22 protein-coding genes and 1 tRNA gene are annotated in these 23,326 nt (G+C 53.6%); 9 read left to right on the forward strand and 14 right to left on the reverse strand.

Annotation, left to right across the window (positions count from 1 at the left end):
- Window positions 1-81: 81 nt before the first annotated feature.
- Genes fabF through IP581_RS04285 form a run of 4 tightly spaced genes read right to left on the reverse strand, consistent with a single transcriptional unit; the run spans window position 82 to window position 4,519 of the window.
- Window positions 82-1,356, reverse strand: a complete 1,275-nt coding sequence (fabF, locus tag IP581_RS04270; protein WP_193822640.1) for a beta-ketoacyl-ACP synthase II — start codon at window positions 1,354-1,356, stop codon at window positions 82-84.
- 19 nt (window positions 1,357-1,375) lie between these two features.
- Window positions 1,376-2,938: a DHA2 family efflux MFS transporter permease subunit gene (locus IP581_RS04275; protein ID WP_086873124.1), complete on the reverse strand. Its 1,563-nt coding sequence runs from the start codon at window positions 2,936-2,938 to the stop codon at window positions 1,376-1,378.
- Window positions 2,935-3,978 carry an HlyD family secretion protein gene (locus IP581_RS04280; RefSeq protein WP_193821828.1) on the reverse strand — a complete coding sequence of 348 codons (1,044 nt, stop codon included), beginning with the start codon at window positions 3,976-3,978 and terminating at the stop codon, window positions 2,935-2,937. Before IP581_RS04280 ends, IP581_RS04275 begins: the two co-directional genes overlap by 4 nt.
- Window positions 3,965-4,519, reverse strand: coding sequence for a winged helix-turn-helix transcriptional regulator (locus tag IP581_RS04285; RefSeq protein ID WP_097401330.1), 555 nt, complete (start codon window positions 4,517-4,519; stop codon window positions 3,965-3,967). Before IP581_RS04285 ends, IP581_RS04280 begins: the two co-directional genes overlap by 14 nt.
- A 202-nt stretch (window positions 4,520-4,721) precedes the next feature.
- Here IP581_RS04285 and dkgB point away from each other — a divergent pair, with 202 nt between their 5' ends.
- Window positions 4,722-5,525, forward strand: a complete 804-nt coding sequence (gene dkgB / locus IP581_RS04290; protein ID WP_193821829.1) for a 2,5-didehydrogluconate reductase DkgB — start codon at window positions 4,722-4,724, stop codon at window positions 5,523-5,525.
- 37 nt (window positions 5,526-5,562) lie between these two features.
- Here dkgB and yafC read toward each other — a convergent pair whose 3' ends face one another.
- Window positions 5,563-6,450, reverse strand: a complete 888-nt coding sequence (gene yafC / locus IP581_RS04295; RefSeq protein ID WP_086873128.1) for a DNA-binding transcriptional regulator YafC — start codon at window positions 6,448-6,450, stop codon at window positions 5,563-5,565.
- A gap of 231 nt (window positions 6,451-6,681) precedes the next feature.
- On the opposite strand from yafC, the gene IP581_RS04300 reads away from it, so the two are divergent.
- Window positions 6,682-7,479, forward strand: a complete 798-nt coding sequence (locus tag IP581_RS04300) for an endonuclease/exonuclease/phosphatase family protein (protein WP_071908240.1) — start codon at window positions 6,682-6,684, stop codon at window positions 7,477-7,479.
- A gap of 61 nt (window positions 7,480-7,540) precedes the next feature.
- Here IP581_RS04300 and mltD read toward each other — a convergent pair whose 3' ends face one another.
- Both mltD and gloB read right to left on the reverse strand, forming a co-directional pair.
- The gene (mltD, locus tag IP581_RS04305; RefSeq protein ID WP_193821830.1) at window positions 7,541-8,911 is read right to left on the reverse strand and encodes a murein transglycosylase D; all 1,371 of its coding nucleotides are present in this window, start codon (window positions 8,909-8,911) and stop codon (window positions 7,541-7,543) included.
- 74 nt (window positions 8,912-8,985) lie between these two features.
- A complete protein-coding gene (gene gloB / locus IP581_RS04310; protein ID WP_193821831.1) occupies window positions 8,986-9,741 on the reverse strand; it encodes a hydroxyacylglutathione hydrolase in 756 nt (251 codons plus the stop codon).
- A 33-nt stretch (window positions 9,742-9,774) separates the two neighbouring features.
- Here gloB and IP581_RS04315 point away from each other — a divergent pair, with 33 nt between their 5' ends.
- Window positions 9,775-10,482 (forward strand): class I SAM-dependent methyltransferase, encoded by a 708-nt coding sequence (locus IP581_RS04315; RefSeq protein ID WP_086873131.1) that lies wholly within the window; start codon window positions 9,775-9,777, stop codon window positions 10,480-10,482.
- On the opposite strand, the gene rnhA is transcribed toward IP581_RS04315, so the two are convergent.
- Window positions 10,479-11,045: a ribonuclease HI gene (gene rnhA / locus IP581_RS04320; RefSeq protein ID WP_161796289.1), complete on the reverse strand. Its 567-nt coding sequence runs from the start codon at window positions 11,043-11,045 to the stop codon at window positions 10,479-10,481. The two genes, IP581_RS04315 and rnhA, sit on opposite strands and share 4 nt — an antisense overlap.
- Between rnhA and dnaQ the strand changes: the two genes are divergently transcribed.
- Window positions 10,999-11,730, forward strand: coding sequence for a DNA polymerase III subunit epsilon (gene dnaQ, locus IP581_RS04325; RefSeq protein ID WP_086873132.1), 732 nt, complete (start codon window positions 10,999-11,001; stop codon window positions 11,728-11,730). The genes rnhA and dnaQ overlap by 47 nt on opposite strands.
- Before the next feature lie 135 nt (window positions 11,731-11,865).
- Window positions 11,866-11,942: transfer RNA gene (locus IP581_RS04330), tRNA-Asp, on the forward strand.
- A gap of 46 nt (window positions 11,943-11,988) precedes the next feature.
- Here IP581_RS04330 and IP581_RS04335 read toward each other — a convergent pair.
- A complete protein-coding gene (locus IP581_RS04335; protein WP_193821832.1) occupies window positions 11,989-13,461 on the reverse strand; it encodes an NCS1 family nucleobase:cation symporter-1 in 1,473 nt (490 codons plus the stop codon).
- Between the two features lie 146 nt (window positions 13,462-13,607).
- On the opposite strand from IP581_RS04335, the gene IP581_RS04340 reads away from it, so the two are divergent.
- From IP581_RS04340 to puuE, 3 genes are read left to right on the forward strand one after another with little or no spacing between them, the layout of a single operon-like run.
- Window positions 13,608-14,324: a GntR family transcriptional regulator gene (locus IP581_RS04340; protein ID WP_097401334.1), complete on the forward strand. Its 717-nt coding sequence runs from the start codon at window positions 13,608-13,610 to the stop codon at window positions 14,322-14,324.
- A complete protein-coding gene (locus IP581_RS04345) occupies window positions 14,324-15,061 on the forward strand; it encodes an aspartate/glutamate racemase family protein (RefSeq protein WP_193821833.1) in 738 nt (245 codons plus the stop codon). The genes IP581_RS04340 and IP581_RS04345 overlap by 1 nt, the downstream gene beginning before the upstream one ends.
- Before the next feature lie 29 nt (window positions 15,062-15,090).
- Window positions 15,091-16,032 carry an allantoinase PuuE gene (gene puuE / locus IP581_RS04350; RefSeq protein WP_193821834.1) on the forward strand — a complete coding sequence of 314 codons (942 nt, stop codon included), beginning with the start codon at window positions 15,091-15,093 and terminating at the stop codon, window positions 16,030-16,032.
- A gap of 36 nt (window positions 16,033-16,068) precedes the next feature.
- Here the strand turns inward: puuE and xni are convergent, their stop codons facing one another.
- The 5 genes from xni to queF form a co-directional block, all read right to left on the reverse strand.
- Window positions 16,069-16,821, reverse strand: a complete 753-nt coding sequence (xni, locus tag IP581_RS04355) for a flap endonuclease Xni (protein WP_228007813.1) — start codon at window positions 16,819-16,821, stop codon at window positions 16,069-16,071.
- Between the two features lie 109 nt (window positions 16,822-16,930).
- Window positions 16,931-18,298, reverse strand: coding sequence for an L-serine ammonia-lyase (locus IP581_RS04360; RefSeq protein WP_086873138.1), 1,368 nt, complete (start codon window positions 18,296-18,298; stop codon window positions 16,931-16,933).
- Between the two features lie 58 nt (window positions 18,299-18,356).
- Entirely contained in the window at window positions 18,357-19,646 is a 1,290-nt protein-coding gene (locus tag IP581_RS04365; RefSeq protein WP_086873139.1) for an HAAAP family serine/threonine permease, read from the reverse strand.
- A 451-nt stretch (window positions 19,647-20,097) separates the two neighbouring features.
- On the reverse strand, window positions 20,098-21,462 hold the full coding sequence (gene ppnN, locus IP581_RS04370; RefSeq protein ID WP_086873140.1) for a nucleotide 5'-monophosphate nucleosidase PpnN: 1,365 nt from the start codon (window positions 21,460-21,462) through the stop codon (window positions 20,098-20,100).
- A 118-nt stretch (window positions 21,463-21,580) separates the two neighbouring features.
- The gene (queF, locus tag IP581_RS04375) at window positions 21,581-22,426 is read right to left on the reverse strand and encodes an NADPH-dependent 7-cyano-7-deazaguanine reductase QueF (protein ID WP_193821835.1); all 846 of its coding nucleotides are present in this window, start codon (window positions 22,424-22,426) and stop codon (window positions 21,581-21,583) included.
- 69 nt (window positions 22,427-22,495) lie between these two features.
- Between queF and syd the strand changes: the two genes are divergently transcribed.
- A complete protein-coding gene (syd, locus tag IP581_RS04380) occupies window positions 22,496-23,041 on the forward strand; it encodes a SecY-interacting protein (RefSeq protein ID WP_086873142.1) in 546 nt (181 codons plus the stop codon).
- Window positions 23,042-23,326 lie beyond the last annotated feature (285 nt).

Here is a 23,326-nt window from a genome sequence, read left to right on the forward strand (position 1 = left end):
GAGCCGCATCTCTAACGAGATGCGGTTTTTTTTCGTCTGTTATTTCGCTAAAAAGGGCAACCACGCCCTTTTTAGCGTGTGTTACTCCCAGCGTTTCAGCAGCAGGCTGGCGTTGACGCCACCAAAACCAAATCCATTGGATAAGGCATAGCGCATCTCCAACGGCTGTGCAGTCAGCGCAACCAAATGCAATCCTTCTGCCTCGTCATCAGGGTGATGCAAATTTAGCGTTGGCGGTACAACCTGATCACGTAAAGCCTGGATAGTGAAAATAGCTTCGATACCCCCTGCCGCGCCCAGCAGGTGGCCCGTCGCTGATTTTGTAGAGGTAATTGCAACCGGAGCGTTACCAAAAAGTCCCTTAATCGCTGCCAGTTCTCCTTTGTCACCGACCTGTGTTGAGGTCGCATGCGCATTAATATGCTGAATATCCGCAGTGGTAATCTCTGCCTGGCGAATGGCTGCTTCCATGGCGCGACGCGCGCCGTTACCATCTTCCGGGCCTGCCGTCAGATGGTACGCATCCGCGCTGGTTCCGTATCCCACCAGCTCTGCCAGCGGTGTAGCGCCGCGTGCCAGGGCATGTTCCAGCGATTCGATAACGAGCAATCCGGCGCCTTCTCCCATCACAAAACCATCACGATCGCAATCAAATGGCCGTGATGCTGCCGTTGGATCGTCGTTAAAACTGCTTGATAGGGCTCTTGCAGCCGCAAAACCGGCAAGACTAACCCGGTGTATTGCCGCCTCACTGCCGCCACACAGCGCGATATCCGCTTCACCGCTACGGATCATGCGCGCGGCGTCGCCGATGGCCTGCGCCCCTGCGGCACAGGCGGTTACCGGTGCGCCTATGGGGCCGCGAAAACCATGCGCAATTGAAACATGTCCGGCAGCGAGGTTGGCGAGGAAGGAGGGGATGGTAAAAGGGGAGAGGCGACGAGGTCCACGATCGTCCGTTGTGTGCACGGCATTGGCGATTTCGTTAAACCCACCGATCCCGGTCGCAATTACCGTGGCAGTGCGATCTTTTTCTGTTTGATCCTGTGGGAACCAGTTCGCCTGCGTCAGGGCTTCTTTTGCCGCCACCAGTGCGAACTCAATAAAACGATCCATCTTTTTGCGCTCTTTGGCTGGAATAGCCACCAGCGGATCAAAACCATATTGCGGATCTTCTTCTATAGAAGGGACCTGTCCTGCCACTTTGCAGGAAATATCATCGACAATCTCATCTGCAAGCCGGCTAATCCCTGATTTACCCTGTAATAGCGATTGCCACACATGCGAGACACCACAACCCAGCGGGCTGACAATTCCCATACCTGTTACTACGATGCGTTTTGTTGAAACGCTCATCATCAATTCTCCTGAAATATCATGCTGTTTGCGGTTTTTTCATTAAAGGAACCAGCAGCGCAGCGATTAAAAACCCTAACATGATCAGATAGAAAGCATCTGAAAATGCCTGTGTCCGAGCTTCACGCAACGTGATAGCCGAAAGATTCTTTAGCGCAGCACTGTTGGCGATATCGGGTGAAATCCCCTGGCTAACCAATCTGCTGGCGGTGCTCTGAACGAATTCCGTTACGGAAAGAGAGGCATTATTGAGATGATCCGCGAGGCGGCTGTAGTGCAAATTGGTTCGGTCATTAATCACGGTGCCGCACAAGGCGATGCCAATCGCGCCACCCAGATTGCGCATCAAATTGAACAGACCTGATGCCAGCTTCAGCCGCGTTGGCGGCAGGCTGCCAAGCGTCAACGTGACCGTCGGGGCAACCGCAAATTGTTGTGCCAGCCCACGAAATGCTTGTGGTAACAGGAGTTCTTGCGCTCCCCACTCATGGGTGAGCGGAATAAAACTGTACATCGACAACGCAAATCCAAGCAGCCCTGCCATCAGCAACCAGCGTAAATCGACCCGATTTGCAAGCCACGCATAGAACGGGATCGACAGCACCTGAAAAAGCCCGGTGGAAAACACCGCCAGACCAATTTCCAGTGCGCTAAAGCCGCGCACCGTGCCAAGAAATAAGGGCGTTAGATAGATCGTAGCAAAGATGCCAACCCCCGCCATAAACGAGAAGTAGCAGCCCAGTGTGAACGTTCTGTCCTTAAGGGCGCGAAGATCCATGACCGGTTGTGCGTGTCGCAGTGTACGAATAACGAAACCAATACCGCTCAGCAAGGCTAGCCAGCCAGTAAGTGTTAATGTGCTGTCATCAAACCAGCCCCAGCGCGGGCCTTCTTCGAGGGTATATTCCAGACACCCCAGCGATACCGCGAGCAGCAGGATGCTCAGGTAATCCGCGCCGCGTAATAGCGACGGATTAGGTGTATCTATTTTGACCAGCAGTGGCACGGCGAGGGCGATGTAAAGCCCCGGCACGATGTTGATATAAAACAGCCAGTGCCAGCTGAAATTTTCTGTTATCCAGCCACCGACGGTGGGGCCGAGCGTCGGCGCCAGCGATGCTAAACCACCAATTGTCGCGGCAGCGATAACGCGCTGTTTGCCCTGAAAAAAAGCAAATGCAGTGGTGAAAACCAGCGGGATCATTGAGCCTCCCGCCAGCCCTTGTAACGCGCGAAAAACGATCATACTTTGGATATTCCACGCCCAGCCGCAGAGCAGGCTCATCACCGTAAACCCGGCGGCGGAAGCGGCAAACAGCCAGCGCGTGGACATCACCCGCGCCAGCCAGCCGGAGAGAGGAATAATGATGATCTCGGCGATCAGATAGCTGGTTTGTACCCATACTGTTTCATCATCGCCAGCAGAAAGCCCTCCCCCGATATCACGCAGCGACGCCGATACAATCTGGATATCAATCAGGGCGATAAACATGCCCACACACATAGTCGCGAAGGCAAACACTTTCTGACTCACCGGCATTGAAACGCCAGGCTGCAGCGGTACAGCATCGGTCGTGCTCATGGCGCGCTCTTTTCGTCAACGGTAACGATGACAGAAAATCCCGGGCGCAATACACCGAGTTTTGCCGCTTCGCCATCCAGCGCGATACGCACGGGCACACGCTGGACGATCTTAGTGAAATTTCCGGTAGCATTTTCTGCCGGGAGAAGACTAAATCGTGAACCGGTCGCGGGGGAAACGCTGAGAACATGACCGTGGAATGTTCGACCCGGCATGACATCCGCCACAATGGTCGCGCGTTGGCCTGGAAGCATGTGGGCAAGCTGGCTCTCTTTGAAATTAGCGTCCACCCACAACCCTTCTGCGGGAACCAGTGAAAGCAGCTGGGTGCCGCCGCCGACGAAGGAGCCGGACCAGGCCCGGCGATTACCTATAACGCCATCGAACGGGGCGCGGATCTCGGTATAGTTCAGGTTTAATTTCGCGATTTCAAGATTCGCCTGGGCTTGCTGCAGCGCCGCTTGCGTCTGTTTTTCTCGCGCATCAAGCACAGCCAGCTGGCGCATGGCGACAGCGTTGTCTGCCTGCGCTTTGCTCTCCTGCGCACGTGCCTGGCGATAATCCGCCGCCGCATTTTCCCGTACCTGCGCAGAAACGGCACTGGACATAACCAGCGCGCTGTAACGCCGATTGTCATTGGCTGACTTATCACTCACCGCTTTGGCTGCCGCCAACGATGCTGTTGCGCCTTCAATGGTCGCCAACTGCAACTGGCGCGTCGCGGCAATATCAGCCAGCGCCGCCTGCTGCGCGGCTACCTCACCTGCAGCTTTTACCAGTGCTGCCTGGTAATCTCTGTCATCAAGACGGATTAAAAGATCACCTTTCCTGACCAGCATATTGTCCTGAACGGCAATCTGCTGGACATAACCGGACACTTTACTGGAGATGGCGCTGATATCACCACCCACATAGGCATCGTCGGTGGACTGTATAAATCGCCCGCTTTGCCACCAGTACACGCCATAACCCGCAGCGGCGAACAGCGCTGCGGCTAACAGCACCAAGGTGAGCGCCTTTTTCTTTTTACTGAGCGTCATTATTGCGGCTCACATAGTGAAGGGGGGCGAATTTTTGCGTGTTATCGCCAGCGTGTTTGCGTTGTAAATAATCGTGGCGGTAATGGATAACCGGGGCCGCTGCAGGGCCGGGCACCAGGGCATATTTCTCTGGCGTGATGGGTTCGCCGGTTGCTTTATCAATGAGGATGGTCTCGACCGGACGCTGTGTTTCACGCTCGACTAACTCTATTTGCGCGCCTTCTGGCGAGAAGTGACGGTTTCCCCACTCCACCAGGGCGAGGATCACCGGGCGAAAATCGCGCCCGAGAGCCGTCAGGTGATATTCATAGCGCGGCGGTGTTGTGCTGTAGCTCACTTTTTCCAGCAGCCCGTCATCAACCAACTCTTTCAGGCGGCGGGAGAGAATGTTGGGGGCGACATTAGCGCTTTTCTGGAACTCATCGAAACGAGTGAAACCGGCAAAAGCGTCGCGCAGGATGATTATGCTCCAGCTGTCACCAATGCGGCCTAAGCTACGGGCAATGGGGCAGGGAGCGTTGCAAAGCGGTTCATTTTTCATGGTCTGATCCGGTTACTGATTAGATTCTGCGCTTACGGTGACATAGTGACTTTCAAAATGCAAGTTACTAGCTTTACGCTCCGAATTCCTTACTTTTGCTTCTCTGGCAAAAAACCTCTGCGTTTTCGCCTCTTTTTCCCCTTGCTGAAGCGGGGAATAATCAGCGCAACGAAACATTACGAAATCAGAAAGAGGAATTCTTATGGCTATCCCTGCATTTGGTCTTGGCACCTTCCGTTTAACTGACGAAGCGGTTATCGCTTCTGTAAAAAACGCCCTTGAACTGGGCTATCGCGTGATTGATACCGCGCAGATCTATGGTAACGAAGCTGCCATTGGCGAAGCGCTGGCTCAGAGCGGCGTTGCGCGTGAAGAGCTGTTTATTACCACCAAAATCTGGACCGAAAATTTGGGCACTGACAAACTGATCCCCAGCCTGAAAGAGAGCCTGAAAAAATTAGGCACGGATTATGTTGATCTGACCCTGATCCACTGGCCGTCTCCGGGTGCCGCTGTGGCGGTTGATGTCTCTATGCAGGAGCTGATGAAGGCAAAAGCGCAGGGGCTGACACGCCAGATTGGGGTATCGAACTTCACCATTCCGCTGATGGAGCAGGCGATTGCCGCTGTGGGCGCGGAAAACATCGCCACTAACCAGATTGAATTGTCGCCGTATCTGCAAAACCGCAAAGTCGTTGACTGGGCGAAACAGCACGGTATCCATATCACCTCTTACATGACGCTCGCATACGGTAAAGCGCTGAAAGACGAAGTGATTGGACGTATCGCACAGAAACATAACGCCACGCCGGCACAGGTCATCCTGGCATGGGCGATGGGCGAAGGTTATGCGGTTATCCCGTCCTCGACCAAGCGTGAGAACCTGGCAAGCAACCTGCTGGCACAGTCGCTGAAGCTGGATGCGGAAGATAAAGCGGAAATCGCGAAGCTTGATTGCAATGACCGTCTGGTCAGCCCGGAAGGCCTGGCGCCGAAGTGGGATTAAGCAGAAATTTAACGGGAGCGTAATGCTCCCGTTGTTGTTATTGCGGCAGATGTTCGCTAATAAAATCGATAAAGGCGCGTATACGCGTACTCACCGCACGGTCACTGTAATAAACCGCACTAAAAGGCATCTCTACCGGCAGGCGCTTATCCGCCAGCAAATCCACCAGTTCCCCGCTTGCCAGCTCCTTATCAATCATATAGTCCGATAAACTGGCGATACCGTTACCGCTCAGACACAAATGTTTGAGTGTTTCTCCGCTATTTGAGGAGATATCCGGCGTGGCTTCAAACAGTTGACCATCGGCAGAGGCAATCGGCCAGGTATTAAGGGAGACCGGTTCGGTAAACCCGAGTAACACATGATTACGCAACTCTTCGACGGTTTCAGGCTTGCCACAGCGAGCGAGGTAATCCGGTGAGGCGATAATTTTTCGATAGCTCTTGAACAGCGGACGGGCGCGCAGGCTGGAATCCGTTAATTTGCCCACGCGGATTGCCACATCCACTTTGCGCTCAATCAAATTGATAAACGTCTCGCTTGAGACCAGAGAAAGATTGATTTCCGGGTAGCGTTCACGAAACGGTTTAATCAGCGGCATAAGAAAATGCAGCACGACCGGCGTTGCCGCATCAATGCGCAGCGTGCCGCGCGGCGTGGATTTCGTTTCCATCACCTCTGTTTCTGCGGCCGCCATCTCCTGTAACACGCTTTGTACTCGACGGAAATAGCGCTCGCCTTCTTCGGTTAAACTGAGCTGGCGCGTGGTGCGATTAAGCAAATTTACGCCCAGCTTGTTTTCCAGTTTTTTTACTGCACGGCTGATTGCCGAGTTCGCCTGTCCCAGGCGTTCCGCTGCCCGGCTGAAGCTGCCGCTTTCAACAACAGCCACAAAAATCGCGAGTTCTTCTGAGGTGGTTTTCATTATTGCCTCTGTAGCAACACTGCAACGATATTATTCATCCAGGCGCTATTTAACCATGTTGAAGCCTGTGATGCCACGCACGCGCGGCGCGGGTGGCATTAATAAGCGCTCACTAACCCATAACCGGTAGTTTTTCTGCCGATTGTGCGTTGAAAGTGTGCGCTAAAATCCCTATAACTGAATGACCACCCCGGAACCGGGTGCGGAAATCAATGAGGTTTGAAGCCGAAAGTGCCAAAGAATACCTATGCCATGCGATATGTTGCCGGACAGCCAGCGGAGCGAATTTTACCGCCGGGGTCTTTCGCGAGTATCGGCAAAGCGTTGCCTGCGGGTGTGCCTTTAAGCAGCGACGAAAAAATCCGTGTGCTGGTATGGAATATCTTTAAGCAGCAGCGCGCTGAGTGGTTATCGGTACTGCAGAGTTTTGGCAAAGACGCGCATCTCGTGTTGTTACAGGAAGCGCAAACCACGCCCGAACTGGTCAGGTTTGCGACCACTAACTATCTTGCTGCCGATCAGGTTCCCGCGTTTGTGCTGCCGCAACATCCCTCTGGAGTGATGACGCTTTCATCTGCGCATCCGGTCTATTGCTGCCCGCTGCGTGAGCGGGAGCCGATTTTACGGCTGGCGAAATCAGCGCTGGTCACAGTGTACCCACTGCCTGATTTACGTAACCTGATGGTAGTGAATGTCCATGCGGTGAATTTCAGTCTGGGTGTAGATGTTTATAGCAAGCAGTTGTTGCCGATTGGCGATCAGATTATGCGCCACGCCGGACCTGTGATTATGGCGGGGGATTTCAACGCCTGGAGCCGGCCGCGCATGAATGCGCTCTATCGCTTTACGCGTGATATGTCGTTGCGACAGGTGCGTTTCACCGATGACAATCGCCGCCGCGCCTTTGGTCGTCCGCTGGATTTTGTTTTTTATCGTGGTTTGAATGTGCAGGAAGCATCGGTACTGGTGACGCGCGCATCGGATCACAACCCGCTGCTGGTGGAGTTTACCCCAGCTAAACCGGCTTGAGGGGCGACAAGCAAGCAAAAAAAAGCACCGTGGGGAAACGGTGCTTTTTTATCGGTTTGTATCAGGAATCCGGTGTGGCGCTGTTCTTAACAAACAGTGTCAGCTGATCGCCTGGCTGCAGATTATCGGTATCGTTATTCCAGCGCATCACATCCTGGATGTTCACGCCGTGACGTTTCGCAATACTCGATAACGAATCACCTTTGCGTACGCGATAGGTAATGCTATCGCTGTTGCTGGCGAGACGCTGTGCGCTGCTACCTGCACCCACCGTCAGACTCTGGCCCACTTTCAGGTTCGAACCGCGCAGGTTATTCCACTGCTGGATATCCTTTGCGCTAACGCCGAGACGCGCCGCGATGGCGGAAAGCGTATCGCCTGAGCGAACCTTGTAGCTCCGGCCTTGCAGCGGTGTGTTATCCGCAAGCTGTGTCGGCTGTACAGCGGCGATTTCGCCGGAGGCCAGTGATTCACGCAGTTGATCGGCGTGTTTCTTCGGCACCATCACGTACTGCGGACCCGCTGAACCTAACGTCGAACCTTTAACGCCAGCGTTAAAGGTTTTCAGTTTGTTCACCGAAATCCCGGCCATTTCTGCCAGCTGATCAACCTCAACGGGGCTGCTCAGTCTGACTCGCGCCAGCGCACGGCTTTCGTCTGGTGTTGGCAGACTCACGCCATAGCGCTTACTGTTTTTGAGAATATCGCTCAAAGCCAGCATTTTAGGCACGTAAATCTTGGTTTCCTGCGGCAATGAAAGTGACCAGAAATCGGTGGGTTTACCCCGCGATTTATTGGCTTTCATCGCTTTCAACACGCGACCTTCACCGCTGTTATAAGCCGCAACTGTCAGTAACCAGTCGCCATCAAACATGCGGTTGAGACGCTGCATCATGTCAAGCGCGGCCGTGGTAGAGGCCACAATGTCACGACGCGCATCGTAGCTGCGAGTCTGCTTTAAACCATAATTTCGCCCGGTGCTCGGTATGATCTGCCAAATGCCTGCGGCATTGGCGCCAGACGTCGCGTGTGGGTCAAAAGCGCTCTCCACTATGGGTAGTAGTACCAGTTCCATGGGCATGTTACGTTTTTTAACTTGCCCTGCTATCCAGTACATATACGGCTCTGCCCGTAAAGTTACATCGTGGAGATAGCTCTTATTGCTTAAATACTTGAGTTTTTGTTCGCGAATCCGGGTATTTTCCGGAATTCCCATCTTTAGCTCGTCGCTAATGGAGGTCCACAAGTCACTGTTATTCTGGGCGGCGAATGTTCCATCGTCCATCCACCGCGCCTGACTAGTAAACTTCCCTGCTTCCCCTTGACCAGCTGCAGAAAGGCTCTGTGCGTGCTGTTGTACCGTACCGTCGTGGTTAGACGCCTGGCACCCAGCAAGCAAGACAGAGGCGAATAAGATCGCTTTTGCCTTCATGTGTGTGTCAATAGTAGTTGCTTAAAAGACGAGCGATGATAACGGCGTCGTCTTTAAAAGGCAACCCGGAAATATCAGAAGTTATCTTTCTTTGACCTTAACCATGCGAAACGCTCCTCTGGGTGTTGCAACTTTGTTTCTTGGTTAATTATATTAATTAAATCAGCATCTTCCGTGCGTAAAAATAAATTAATTCGCCGTTCATTTTTCAGAATTACGGGGAGTGTTTTTTGATTTTTCGCACGTAACTCATTAACTTTTCGATAATATTCGTTAAGTGCAGGATCCTGCGGTAAGATGCTGATCGCAAACTTCATATTCCCTAAAGTATATTCGTGTGCGCAGCAAATCACCGTATCATCCGGAAGCGCATCGATCTTACAAAAGGATTGATACATCTGGCTTGCCGTCCCTTCAAACAATCTTCCACAGCCACCAGAAAATAGTGTGTCACCGCAAAATAGATAAGGGGAACTGAAGAAACAGATATGTCCTAAAGTGTGACCTGGCGTGGCAAAGACAGAAAAATCATGTCCCAAAACGGAGATAACGTCCCCCTCTTTAACGATCTGGGTGGTTCCCTTATCTTGCGTTTCTTCTGGCCCATAAACCACTATATCCGGGAAATGCTGACGCAACGTGTTCACGCCGCCAACGTGGTCGTTGTGATGATGGGTGAGCAAGATAGCTTCCGGCTGCCACTGGTTTTCTTCTACTGCGCGTAATACCGGTGCGGCTTCACCTGGATCGACAATCAGGCAGCGACCATCATCATTGTTCAGCACCCAGATGTAGTTATCCTGGAACGCCGGAATACTGTTAAGATTCATAAATTACCTCTCAAAGCGTAGCGGAAGGTTGTGATGAAACCGGCAAGGACTCCTAAGACATTGGTCGCACCTGCAAGCTGGAGCGATTTACCTAAAGGCGCGCATTACCGTGAAGCGCTGGAAGGAGAACTTAAGCCGTGGTTTGCAAAAATGTATGGATTTCATTTGCTTAAGATCGGCAATCTGAGCGCGGAAATCAATGCCGAAAGCTGCGCTATTTCCCACCAGGTCAATGTTTCCCTTAGCGGCGAACCGGCGCAGGTCAGAGCCGATCCGCTGCATTTACCGTTCGCAGAAAAATCGGTAGATGCCTGCTTGCTGGCGCATACGCTTCCCTGGTGTACCGATCCGCATCGGTTATTGCAGGAAGTCGATCGGGTGTTAATTGACGACGGCTGGCTGGTGATGAGCGGTTTTAACCCGATTAGCCTGCTTGGGCTTGGCAAAGCGGTTCCTTTTGCGCGCCGATCGCCTGCGGTAAAAAGCCGGATGTTCACCCTGATGCGCCAGTTTGACTGGCTATCGTTGCTTAATTTCGAGGTGTTACATTATAGCCGCTTTCGCGTGCTACCCTGGACAAAACAGGGCGGGAAACTGCTTAGCACGCATTTACCGGCGCTGGGGTGTATGCAACTTATCGTCGCGCGCAAACGCACCATTCCGCTTACGCTAAACCCCATGAAGTCAAGCCTCAGTAAACCCCGGGTTCGCCAGCCCGTGGGCGCGACCCGCCAGTCTTAACTTTCCGGCTGATAGCCTACATCTTCCTGAGTTGGGTTCATCGCGGCGGCGCGCGCCAGCTCATCGCAGCGTTCGTTTTCCGGATGGCCTGCGTGGCCTTTTACCCACTCCCAGCGGATTTGATGTTGGCTCAGCGCCGCATCGAGCCGCTTCCAGAGATCGACATTCTTGACCGGTTTTTTTTCCGCTGTTTTCCAGCCGCGCTTTTTCCAGTTGTGGATCCACTGCGTGATGCCCTGGCGCACATACTGGCTATCGGTACTGAGCACCACTTCGCAATGCTCTTTTAACGCTTCCAGTGCGACAATAGCCGCCATCAGTTCCATACGGTTATTGGTGGTCAGACGGTAGCCTTCGCTAAACAATCTTTCATGCTGACGATAGCGTAAAATCGCCCCGTAACCGCCCGGACCCGGATTGCCAAGACAAGATCCGTCGGTGAAAATTTCTACCTGTTTAAGCATCTCTGGTAGACTTCCTGTGTTTAAAACGACAAGTCTGACATAAATGGCCGCTATGAGCACAGCAATTACACGACAGATCGTCCTCGATACCGAAACCACCGGTATGAACCAGATTGGCGCCCACTATGAAGGGCACAAGATTATTGAGATCGGTGCGGTGGAGGTGATCAACCGCCGCCTGACCGGTAATAATTACCATATTTATCTCAAGCCCGACCGGCTGGTGGATCCGGAAGCGTTTGGCGTTCACGGTATCGCCGACGAATTCCTGCTCGATAAACCGACGTTTGCTGACATTGCCGATGAGTTTATTGAATATATCCGCGGTGCGGAGCTGGTCATTCATAACGCGTCGTTTGATATCGGCTTTATGGATTATGAGTTCAGCAAGCTGAACCGCGAGATTCCAAAAACCGAAACGTTTTGCAAAATCACCGACAGCCTGGCGCTGGCGCGTAAAATGTTCCCCGGCAAGCGTAACAGCCTCGATGCGCTCTGCTCGCGTTACGAAATAGACAACAGCAAACGTACGCTGCACGGGGCATTACTCGATGCCCAAATCCTTGCCGATGTCTATCTGATGATGACCGGCGGCCAGACATCAATGAAATTTGCGATGGAAGGCGAAGGGCAAACGCAAACAGGCGATGCGGGGATCCAGCGTGTTGTTCGTCAGGCAAACCGCTTGCGCGTGGTTTTAGCCAGTGATGAGGAGCTGATGGCCCATGAATCACGGCTTGATTTAGTGCAGAAGAAGGGCGGAAGCTGCCTGTGGCGCGGGTAAAATCGTTTTGTTAACGCTGGAAAATCGCCGCACGGGTGATTTTTGCAGCAAACAATTCAAAACGATGGAAAAAGCGTTGACGGCACCAGGTGCAATCCGTAATATGCGCCTCGTTCCCTAACAGGAACACAACGCGGAGCGGTAGTTCAGTCGGTTAGAATACCTGCCTGTCACGCAGGGGGTCGCGGGTTCGAGTCCCGTCCGTTCCGCCACTATTCAGAAGGCCTGAATCAGCAATGATTCAGGCCTTCGTCGTTTCTACTCTTTTGCCGTCACGCGCTGGGCGGTAAATGTGCTGCTCACACCTTCGCGTTCACGGCGTGCCAGAAAGCGGTAGCAACCCGCACCAAGGAACGCGCCAATAAACCAGCTAAAGTTGGCCACTTCATGCAGCGCAGGAATAAAGCTAATAATCAGCCCAACCGCCACTGACGGCACCAGCGCCGCAATCGCTTTCGGGTTGAAGCCGTTTTTGTACCAGTAACGCCCGTTTGGTGAGTCGGTAAACAGATCGTCGACAAACACATTTCCGCGTTTAATCAGATAAAAATCGGTCAGTAAGATACCGAACAGCGGGCCAATAAACGCGCCGAGCACATCCAGCGTGTAGTGGATCAACTCCGGAGACTGGAACAAATTCCACGGCGTCAGCAGTACCGAGCCGATAGCTGCGATCATCCCACCGGTACGGAAACTGATTTTCTGCGGGGAGCAGTTAGAAAAATCGAAGGCCGGGGAGACAAAGTTCGCCACAATATTAATGCCGATAGTGGCAGTGATCATCGTCAACAGGCCAATTGCCATCGCCAGGCTGCTGCCTACATGGCTCACCGTTTCGATAGGGTCAGTGATCATCTTGCCAAACAGCGATTGTGTGCCGGAAACAATCACCACTGTGACAATGGAAAACAGCAGGAAGTTAAACGGCAAACCCCAGCGGTTGCCGCGGCGGATCTCCTGCATGCTTTTACCATAGCGGGAAAAATCGCCAAAATTGAGCAGCGGGCCGGAGAAATAAGAAACCACTAACGCTGTCGCGGTGATCATCTGCCAGGTTTGCTCACCGGCCGTCAGTTGTTTGCTGGCGAGCGTAAAAGAGATGCCCTCGAAACCCGTTTGCCAGAGGATCCACCCTGCCAGCGCCATCATCACCACGTATACCGCCGGGCCTGCGATATCGATAAAGCGTTTAATCGCGCTCATTCCGTGCCAGAACACCAGTGCTTGCAGCACCCACATAATGCCGAAACAGAGCCAGCCCAAATGCGACAGGCCCAGAAAATGGCCGTTGGTCAGGGGAGTCAGGGCGGGCCAAAACTTCAGGATCACCAGCATCAACGCGTTGGCGGCCAGATAGGTCTGAATGCCGTACCACGCAAACGCAATCAACCCACGGATCACCGCCGGGATATTCGCGCCGAATACGCCAAATGCCTGACGGCAGATCACCGCATACGGCACACCGGCCATTTGGCTCGGTTTCGCCACCAGGTTTGCGCACAGCTGCACAATACAGATCCCCAACAGCAGGCAAAGTAGCACCTGCCAGCTGGCAAGCCCTAAGGCGAAGAAGCTGGCGGCGACCACATAGCCGCCCATGCTATGCACATCGGACATCCAGAAAGAGAAAATATTGTACCAGCTCCAGGTCTGATGGCGGGTCGGCGCCAAATCTTCATTGGTCAGGCGTGGGCTGTAGCGAGCATCGTAATTTGGTTCAAGGTTTGGCATGGATTCTGCTCCTCTGAATACAGATAGTGACGTGTAGTCTGCTATCCCTCGTTGCATTAACCAGGCCAGGTTTTAATTTTATGTATACAAAATAAATTAACGGTGTATACAAAAATAGATGAATTGAGTAACAAAGGAAGTGCGTTATGAACCAGCAAATAGGGCTGCGAACCCCTGCAGATCTGGAAGATAAAGAGCATGTCATTTGGCAATCGTTAATGACCGCCATCGTTGAACATCAGTTGCCACCGGGAAGTAAACTGCCGGAAGAAGCGCTGGCGGAGGTTTTTGGCGTCAGCCGTACCGGGATCCGCAAAGTATTAACCCGCCTTGCGACGGTGCAAATGATCACCATGACGCCCAGACGTGGTGCATTTGTCGCCAATCCCAGTGTTGAAGAGTCAAAAGCTATCTTTACTACCCGTAAAATGATCGAATGCGCCAACCTGCCGCTGGTGCTGGAACATCTTCAGCCGCCACACCTTGCCGGGCTGGAAAAGATCATCGCGCAGGAAGAAGAGGCGCATCAAAACCATGATGGCGCGGCGGCTATCCGCCATTCTGCGGCTTTTCATATCCAGCTGCAGGCCATTTCCGCTAATGCGGTGGTGACTGACATTATCACCACGCTGGCGCAGCGTTCGTCGCTGGTGATAGCCGCCTGGGGCGCGCCCTGGCAGCGCGGTTGCCGCTGTGACGATCATGACCAACTGATTACGCTGCTGCGTAAAAAAGATCTGTCAGGGCTCAGTGATGCGATGGCCCACCACTTTGATCACATCGTTTCCAGCCTGCGTTTTGAGCGCAGCGGCGAGACATTGCCAGATTTTGCCCGACTGTTTGGTGCCCCAGGAGAACACTGATGAGCCAGTTTTGTATACAAGTTATCAATCCCAATACCAGCCCTGATATGACCAACACCATTGCCCGTGCGGCGCGCAGCGTGGCGGCACCCGGCACCACCATTCTCGCCAGTTGCCCCTCGCAGGGGGTGGAATCCATCGAAGGGCATTTTGATGAGGCCATTGCGGCGATTGGCGTGCTGGAGCAAATCAAACAGGGTAAAACCCAGGGCGCACAGGGACACGTGATTGCCTGTTTTGGTGACCCCGGATTACTGGCGGCGCGCGAGCTGGCGAGCGGGCCGGTTGTCGGTATTGCTGAAGCGGCGATGCACCTGGCAACGCTAGTGGCGACGCGGTTTTCGATTGTTACCACGCTGCCGCGCACGGTAATTATTGCCCGTCATTTACTGCGTCAGTATGGCTTCGAACATCACTGTGCTGCGCTGCACGCGATCGATTTACCTGTACTGGCGCTGGAAGATGGCACGGGTCTTGCTCAGCAAAAGGTACGCGAACGTTGTATACAAGCCAAACGGGAAGATCACAGCGGTGCCATTGTGCTGGGCTGCGGCGGCATGGCGAATCTTGCCCGCGAGCTGACGCAAGAGCTGGGCATGCCGGTGATCGACGGTGTGACGGCCGCGGTGAAGATGGTGGAATCTCTTCTCGCGCTGGGACTTGGCACCAGTAAATACGGCGATCTCGCGTATCCCAATAAAAAGCCGCTTTCAGGATGTTTTGAACAGCTTTGCTGAAAGCGGCCCCGTAAAGAGGTCGAATCAGCATGCAATCAGCAACGGACAAACCTTTCTGGCATTTCACCGCCGACTACCCCCGCGATATGGCGGGTTATGCGGGAAAACCGCCGCACCCCCGCTGGCCGGGCGGCGCGCGCATTGCCGTCCAGTTTGTCCTTAATTTTGAAGAGGGCGGCGAGAACCATGTGCTGCATGGCGACGCGGGTTCAGAGCAATTTTTGTCGGATATTATTGGCGCGGCCAGCTATCCCGCGCGGCATATGTCGATGGACTCGCTGTACGAATATGGATCGCGCGCCGGATTCTGGCGTATTCATCAGGCTTTTCAGCAGCGTGGCCTGCCGCTCACGGTTTTTGGCGTGGCAATGGCGCTGGCGCGCAACCCGGAGATTGTCGCGGCGATCAAAGCGGCTGATTACGATGTAGTAAGCCACGGCTGGCGCTGGATCCATTATCAGGATCTCGATATTCAAACCGAACGACAGCACATGCAGCAGGCGATTGAAATCCTGCAAACGCTGTTCGGCAAAAAGCCGCTTGGCTGGTATACCGGGCGTGACAGCCCCAACACCCGCAAGCTGGTGGTCGAGCAGGGCGATTTTCTCTACGACAGCGATTATTACGGCGATGATTTACCCTTCTGGACCACGGTGGAAGGGAAACCGCATTTGATTGTGCCGTATACGCTTGATGCCAATGATATGCGCTTTGCCACGGCTCAGGGTTTTAACACCGCCGAGCAGTTTTATACCTACCTGAAAGACAGTTTCGATGTGCTGTACGAAGAAGGTGAGCATGCGCCAAAGATGATGTCGATTGGCATGCACTGCCGCCTGCTCGGGCGGCCCGGGCGCTTTCGCGCACTGCAACGTTTTCTTGATTACGTGCAAAGCCACAGTGACGTCTGGATCTGCCGTCGCCAGGATATCGCCGAACATTGGCTGAAGCACCATCCGTATAAGGTCTAAAGCGAGGCGAAAAGCCCGCCACCGTGCGGGCTTTGCTCAGCGCGTCAGACGTAGCTGTTGTAAGTTGCCGTCCAGTTGCAGATCTGTTTGCAGACGCGCGACATCTCGACAGATAAAGGCCATTGCTTTATGCGCTTCCAGTTTTTGCCGCCACTTTTCCGGCACGTCCGCGAGGTTGTCGTACAGCGCTTCCAGCGTCGGGAAGGTGTTTAACAACTGGGTGGCGCTTTTCGGGCCAATGCCAGCAACGCCTGGCACTTTAGAACTGCTGATCCCCGCCAGCCCCCAGTAATCCGGCAATTGCTCTGGCGTGACGCCATACTCCTGCGCAATAAAGGGCGCATCCAGCCAGCGTTTCTGGAAATAGTCGCGGATGCGAATGGTCGGGGAAAGCAGCTGGCAATAGCCTTTATCCGTGGAAACAATCGTCGCCTGCTGCCCGGCCTGCGCCATTTTCACCGCCAGCGTCGCGGCGAGATCGTCCGCTTCGTTACCCGGCGTTGCCCAACAACGAATGCCGCGCTGCTCAAAGGCGCTGCGCAACGCGGGCATCTCGGCATGAAGCGTCTCCGGCATAGGAGGTCGCCCGGCTTTATAGTCGGGTAATAACTGGTGGCGCCAGCCCTGGCTGCGGGCCTCATCATCGAACACCGCCACGGCGTGAGTCGGCTGGCTGTGAACCACAAGCTGCTCCAGCGCGTGCAGGCAGGTGTCTACACAGGGCGATCCCTGCACCGCGTGGATCCGGCGGATAAGATTAAGCGCGTCGACAATTAACAGATGAGCCACAGATACCCTCCTTGAAATCGTGCCTAAGGGTAACATCGCGTGCGGCGTGAGGCTATGAAGCGGGGGATAATCAGGAAGATGCCTCGCAAAACGAGGCATCTTCCTGGGCTTAATCGCAGGTGACGATCTTCATCGCCAGCCCACCGCGTGAGGTTTCGCGGTACTTGGCGTTCATATCTTTCCCGGTTTCGTACATGGTTTCGATGACTTTATCCAGGCAGACGCGCGGCTCGCTGGTACGGCGCAGGGCCATACGCGCGGCGTTCACCGCTTTCACCGAAGCAATGGCGTTGCGCTCGATGCACGGAACCTGTACCTGGCCCGCGACTGGATCGCAGGTCAGTCCGAGGTTGTGTTCCATACCGATTTCTGCCGCGATGCAGACCTGCGCCGGGCTTGCGCCGAGCAGTTCCGCAAGGCCTGCGGCGGCCATGGAACAAGCTACGCCGACTTCGCCCTGGCAACCCACTTCAGCACCGGAGATAGACGCGTTCATTTTATAGAGCGATCCAATCGCGCTGGCGACCAGCAGGTAGCGCGCCAGTGAATTGGCGTTCACCTGGCGAATAAACTTGTCGTAATAAGCCAGCACTGCCGGCACAATGCCGCACGCGCCGTTGGTTGGCGCGGTCACTACGCGGCCACCGGCGGCGTTCTCTTCGTTGACCGCCAGTGCGAACATGTTGATCCAGTCGACGACCTGCATCGGATCTTTACTGGTGTTATCGCTGCTGACCAGCATGCGACGCAGCGCGGCGGCGCGACGCGGAACGCGTAATTTGCCTGGCAGCACGCCTTCGGTGCTAATTCCGCGCTCAATACCACCCTGCATCACTTCCCAGACGCGCGCGAGATGCTGTTCCAGCGCCTCTTTGCTGTGTAGCGCCAGTTCGTTCTTCATCATCAGGCCAGAGAGCGACAGCCCGGTTTCCTGGCAGTGACGTTGCAGATCCGCCGCATTTTTGTACGGGTAAGGTACGTCGACAGGCGCGTTGTTGGTCTGGCCAAAATGTTCTTCGTCGACAATAAAGCCGCCGCCGATGGAGTAATAGGTCTGGCTGTAGATAACCTTGTCGCCCGCGAGCGCGGTAATACGCATGCCATTCTCATGTAGCGAGAGGTTATCGGCATGGAAGTTCATGCATTGATCGACAGGAAACTCGACTTCGTGCTCGCCGTTAGCCAGCAGCAGGCGGCCGTGCGTGTTGACATCCTGAATAAATCCCGGAATAGCATCAATGTCGACGCTATCCGGCAGGTTACCCGCCAGGCCCATAATAATAGCGATATCGGTATGGTGCCCTTTACCGGTCAGGGAGAGGGAACCGTAAACGTCCACCACCACACGGGTCACGTCGTGCAGCATGCTGCGGGCAATCAGATCGTCAGTGAATTGCTTTCCGGCTTTCATTGGGCCAACGGTATGCGAGCTGGAAGGGCCAATGCCGATTTTAAAAATATCGAATACGCTGATCATGACGCATTATCCATTGCAATGAGAGTCGCGCCGCCCGTGGAGAGCGGCGCGAAAGAGATTAGCTGAACAGAGAGTAGAAGATCGCGGAGATAGCGATAAGGCCCATGATAACAATGAAGATGTTGCTGATTTTACCGCTGTATTTACGCATTGCCGGTACTTTGGCGATGGCGTACATCGGCATCAGGAACAGGATCATCGCGATAATCGGGCCGCCCAGAGTTTCAATCATCCCGAGGATGCTCGGGTTCCAGGTCGCAACAGCCCAGGTGGTCAGCAGCATAAACAGCGCGGTAATGCGGTTCAGCTTGTTGATTTCGATGCTTTTACCTTTGCCACGCAGAGATTTGATCACCATACCGTTGAAACCTTCACGTGCACCCAGATAGTGGCCGAGGAAGGATTTGGTGATGGCGATCATCGCGATGATCGGCGCCATCCAGGCGATGATCGGTGCGTTAAAGTGGTTTGCCAGGTAAGAGAGAATCGAAATGTTCTGCTGTTTCGCCGACGCCAGGTCAGCCGGAGAGAGGCTCAGCACGCAGCTGAACACGAAGAACATTACCGTCAGCACCATCATGATGTGTGCGAACGCCAGAATACGTGAACATTTGCTCTCTGCTTCATCGCCGTACTCTTCACGTTTTGCAACCGCGAACGAGGAGATGATCGGCGAGTGGTTAAAGGAGAACACCATCACCGGAATGGCCAGCCACAGAGTCATCCACAGGCCGTTACCGGTCGCGGAAGTGCTGTTCAAAGAGAGTGTATCGAGTGCTGCGCCGTTCCACTGCGGGATCAGGTAAACCGCCAGCAACATCAGGGCGATAACAAACGGGAACACCAGAATACTCATCGCTTTTACAATCATCTGCTCGCCAAAACGCACGATGGTCATCATGCCGACAATCAGGATCAGCGACAGAATAGCGCGCGGCGGCGGCGTCATGCCCAGCTGGTGGGTCATAAAGCTGTCAACGGTGTTGGTAATGGCCACGCTGTACACCAGCAGGATCGGGTAGATAGCGAAGAAGTAGAGCAGGGTAATCAGTTTACCCGCGCCGATACCAAAGTGTTCTTCAACCACTTCGGTGATGTCTTCGCCTGGGTTTTTACCCGACAGCACAAAGCGGGTCAGACCGCGGTGGGCGAAGTACGTCATTGGGAAAGCGAGGATGGCCATGATGATCAGCGGAATTAAACCGCCAACGCCGGCGTTAATTGGCAGGAACAGTACACCAGCGCCGATGGCAGTACCGTACAGGCCCAGCATCCACATGGTATCCGTTTTGCGCCATGAACTTCGTGTAGCCGATGTGGCCAGCGTACTGGTTTGAGTGGTTTCCATTTATAAATCTCCTGGGAAAAGCAAAATGCTGGCATGACGGGCGAATACATTGCCTGGCAGGCTGGCGGTAATATTAAATTCGGTCAATCACGGTTTTTTTATAATTTCTTTCCGTAATTATTTGCGGCGGAAAGATACATTTATGTTATGACTCTATCAGTGATCGCGATCGCAATTGCAATAAATCACTTTTTATGTGGATATATTTAGACCATCTCTCTGCTTAATGATCGGGAGGTGACATTTATGGGCGCGAAGGCTATCACCAGCAAGATTTGCGATCAAACGCACACCGTTGAAAGACGATAAATGCCCTGTAAAAAACCGCTATCGCAGTGATTTATCGACGTTTAAAGGCAACTGAAACGTAAGAATATGCTGGCGATATTGCTGAGTGTCAGACGGGGGAAAATCCGAGGTATAAGGGCGACTTATGTGTCGCCCTGGAAGATCAGGCGCAGATTTCGTAGCAAGGAATATACGCGCTGCCTGGCAGTTTCATACGATGCTGGGCGACAAAGCCCTGTAGCAGGTCATCCATGCGGCGCATCATGTCGCTATCGCCATGAATTTTATACGGGCCGAACTCCTCAATTGCCCGAATGCCGTGCTCTTTCACGTTACCCGCCACGATGCCCGAGAACGCCCGGCGCAGATCCGCCGCTAGCGTTTCCACCGGCTGATCCGGATAAAGTTTCAGGTTAGCCATATTTTCGTGCGTCGGTTCAAACGGCACCTGCAGATCCGGCGCGATGCGGATAGACCAGTTGAAACTATAGGCATCCCCGGTTTCACGACGGTTTTCTTTTACCCGCGGCATCGCTTTTTTCATCTGCCGCGCCACTTCTGCCGCATCATTGATGATGATGGTGTAGTGGCTGCGTGCGGCTTCGCCCAGCGTGTTGACGATAAATTCGTCCAGCACGCGGAAATAATCCGCACTCTCTTTCGGCCCGGTCAGAATCAGCGGCAATACCTGGTTTTTGTTGGCCGGGTTCATCAAAATCCCCAGCAGATACAACAACTCTTCCGCCGTGCCTACGCCGCCTGGGAAGATAATGATGCCGTGGGCGATACGGACAAAGGCTTCCAGACGTTTTTCAATATCCGGCATGATGATCAGTTCGTTGACCAGCGGGTTTGGCGGTTCAGCGGCAATGATCGACGGCTCGGTCATGCCGATAAAACGGCCCTCTTTATAACGTTGCTGTGCGTGACCGACCGCGGCACCTTTCATGGGCGCTTCCATCGCGCCCGGGCCGCAGCCCGTACAGATATTTAGCTCGCGCAGACCAAGCTGGGTTCCCACGCGGCGAGCGTACAGGTACTCGGTTTCGTTAATGGAGTGACCACCCCAGCAGACCACCATGCTCGGCGCTTCGCCGACATGCAGCGCGCGGGCATTACGCAAAATGGAAAAGACCAGGTTGGTGATATGAATGGAGCTTTCCAGATTTAAATGCTGGACGCGTCCGGCGTTATGAATCTGCCCATTAACGAAGAGAATATCGCGCAGAACAGCAAACAGGTTGGCCTGTAGCGAGCGGATAATACGCCCGTCGACAAAGGCCTCTTCCGGTGGGTTGATCAACTCCAGCTTTACGCCACGTTCACGGCGTAACACGTTGATATCAAAACTTTCGTTACGGGAGAGCAGCTCTTTGCTGCTGTCGGTCTGGCTCCCTGAGTTCAGTACAGCGAGCGAGCAGTTGCGAAACAGTTGATACAGGTCACTGCTGGCCGTGCGTTTAAGCATATCGACTTCCAGCTGCGACAGCATATCCATTGAGCCAAGCGGGCTAATATGTGTAATCAAGTGAACTCCTTTACGGGACGAAAATTTTATCTTTCCCGTGATTACAATAGCCCTGGCTTATGACGTTTAACAACCTGTCGCGTGGGATCTTCTACGCAGAGTCGTAAAATGTTGTGTTTTACTGGCGCACTAGCCGTCCGGTGGCCGGAACAAAGTCGGTATTGGTACGCCATGGGTTGATATCCAGCCCGCCGCGTCGGGTATAGCGCGCGTAGACGCTCAGTTTTTCCGGCTGGCAGAAACGTTGAATGTCCGTAAAAATGCGCTCGACGCACTGTTCATGAAATTCATTGTGATGGCGGAAAGAGACCAGGTAGCGCAGCAATTTTTCACGGTCGATTTTCGCGCCGCGATACTGAATTTGCACCGAGCCCCAGTCTGGCTGGTGGGTGATCAGGCAGTTCGATTTCAATAAATGGCTGACCAGCGTCTCTTCGACAACGTTACCGCTGGCGGCATCGGTTAACAGCGTGGCGTCAAAGTCGTAGTTATCGATCTCAATATCCTGATCGTCGATACAGGTGCCATGGAAATGAGCGACAGGCTGCCCTTCCAGCTCATCAATACGGTACAGCACCACGCTGACGTCACCCTGGGCGCAGGCGCTCAAATCGCGTTGCAGCGTGTCGCGCACCTCTTGCCAGCTGGCAAAACGTGTCTGGTTAAAACTATTTAGATAGAGCTTGAAGCTTTTCGATTCCACCAGATTGATGCTGGCGTGATCCAGCTCCACGTGACCGACGGCTACCTGCGGCAAACCTTTCGCATTGAGCCAGGAGAGCTCATACAGCGTCCAGATATCCGCGCCGCGAAAAGGCAGGCTCCCGGCTTTTAAGCCTAACGGATCGCGGTTTAACGAACGGGGAACGCCTTGCAGCAAGCTGGCGTCGTAAGTGTCGCGGTAATCGGTGGTTTTGCCAAGCGTCAGGCCAGCCAGCGCCTGGTGGTTATCATAAGAGGACATGTTTCATCGCCATTTTGCAGGTAAACTATGACGCAGAGTTTATCCTGGCTTATGTGAAGAGAGAAATCGGTGGAAAAAGAGACGGCGCATGCCCTGAAAGCCTTTACGGAACGTTACTGTAATGCGTGGCACGCACAGCGAGACAGCTGGCCGCAAAGCGAAGAACTTTACGGTATTCCCTCGCCGTGCATTATTTCTTCCACCGATAAATACGTTATCTGGCAGCCACAACCGTTCGTGCCCGAACGAAATGTAAACCCCATTGAACAGGCTATGGAAATTGTGGTACAAACGCCGCTCCATACCTTTTACACCACACAATTTGCCGGTGATATGACCGCGCGTTTTGGCGAATTGACGCTGACGCTGCTGCAAACGTGGAGTGAAGATGACTTCGTGCGTATGCAGGAAAATCTGATTGGTCACCTGGTGACGCAGAAAAGACTGAAGTTATCACCTACACTTTTTATTGCCACGCTCGACAGCGAACTGGATGTGATTTCGTTGTGTAACCTGAGCGGCGAAGTGGTGAAAGAGACACTGGGTACGCGTCAGCGCACCGTTCTTGCCCCAAGCCTCGCAGCATTCCTCGACCAACTCGAACCCGTTGTGTAATCCTCTCTACTACTCATCTTGTGAGAGATCTCTTACACGACCTGTAAGAGATCGCAGGGTCTTTTTCCATAATTCTTATGAGCCTTCTCATTCATAATGAATATAAATCATGAGGTTAATCTAAAACCTTGCATATCCTATGGTTTCATTCAAAGGTAAATTTGCGTTAAGTATTCTTGTAAGACGCTACGTAATGGGTAATTCTATCTGAGTCGACACGGAGTCTGACAACGAAGCGTACATCAGGATGATGTTGTTTCGAGGACTCACCAGGACGGTGCTACA

Origin of the sequence: Kosakonia pseudosacchari (assembly GCF_015167415.1) — a bacterium.
In the GTDB taxonomy this organism is placed as follows: Bacteria; Pseudomonadota; Gammaproteobacteria; order Enterobacterales; family Enterobacteriaceae; genus Kosakonia; species Kosakonia pseudosacchari.

Coding starts and splice junctions, on each gene's coding strand:
- queF (WP_193821835.1), bottom strand. CDS start 22,426: ATGTCCTCTTATGATAACCACCAGGCGCTGGCTGGCCTGACGCTTGGC.
- dkgB (WP_193821829.1), top strand. CDS start 4,722: ATGGCTATCCCTGCATTTGGTCTTGGCACCTTCCGTTTAACTGACGAA.
- IP581_RS04345 (WP_193821833.1), top strand. CDS start 14,324: ATGAGCCAGTTTTGTATACAAGTTATCAATCCCAATACCAGCCCTGAT.
- IP581_RS04340 (WP_097401334.1), top strand. CDS start 13,608: ATGAACCAGCAAATAGGGCTGCGAACCCCTGCAGATCTGGAAGATAAA.
- yafC (WP_086873128.1), bottom strand. CDS start 6,450: ATGAAAACCACCTCAGAAGAACTCGCGATTTTTGTGGCTGTTGTTGAA.
- IP581_RS04335 (WP_193821832.1), bottom strand. CDS start 13,461: ATGCCAAACCTTGAACCAAATTACGATGCTCGCTACAGCCCACGCCTG.
- IP581_RS04365 (WP_086873139.1), bottom strand. CDS start 19,646: ATGGAAACCACTCAAACCAGTACGCTGGCCACATCGGCTACACGAAGT.
- IP581_RS04360 (WP_086873138.1), bottom strand. CDS start 18,298: ATGATCAGCGTATTCGATATTTTTAAAATCGGCATTGGCCCTTCCAGC.
- IP581_RS04280 (WP_193821828.1), bottom strand. CDS start 3,978: ATGACGCTCAGTAAAAAGAAAAAGGCGCTCACCTTGGTGCTGTTAGCC.
- dnaQ (WP_086873132.1), top strand. CDS start 10,999: ATGAGCACAGCAATTACACGACAGATCGTCCTCGATACCGAAACCACC.
- gloB (WP_193821831.1), bottom strand. CDS start 9,741: ATGAATCTTAACAGTATTCCGGCGTTCCAGGATAACTACATCTGGGTG.
- fabF (WP_193822640.1), bottom strand. CDS start 1,356: ATGAGCGTTTCAACAAAACGCATCGTAGTAACAGGTATGGGAATTGTC.
- IP581_RS04285 (WP_097401330.1), bottom strand. CDS start 4,519: ATGAAAAATGAACCGCTTTGCAACGCTCCCTGCCCCATTGCCCGTAGC.
- IP581_RS04275 (WP_086873124.1), bottom strand. CDS start 2,938: ATGAGCACGACCGATGCTGTACCGCTGCAGCCTGGCGTTTCAATGCCG.
- IP581_RS04315 (WP_086873131.1), top strand. CDS start 9,775: ATGAAACCGGCAAGGACTCCTAAGACATTGGTCGCACCTGCAAGCTGG.
- puuE (WP_193821834.1), top strand. CDS start 15,091: ATGCAATCAGCAACGGACAAACCTTTCTGGCATTTCACCGCCGACTAC.
- mltD (WP_193821830.1), bottom strand. CDS start 8,911: ATGAAGGCAAAAGCGATCTTATTCGCCTCTGTCTTGCTTGCTGGGTGC.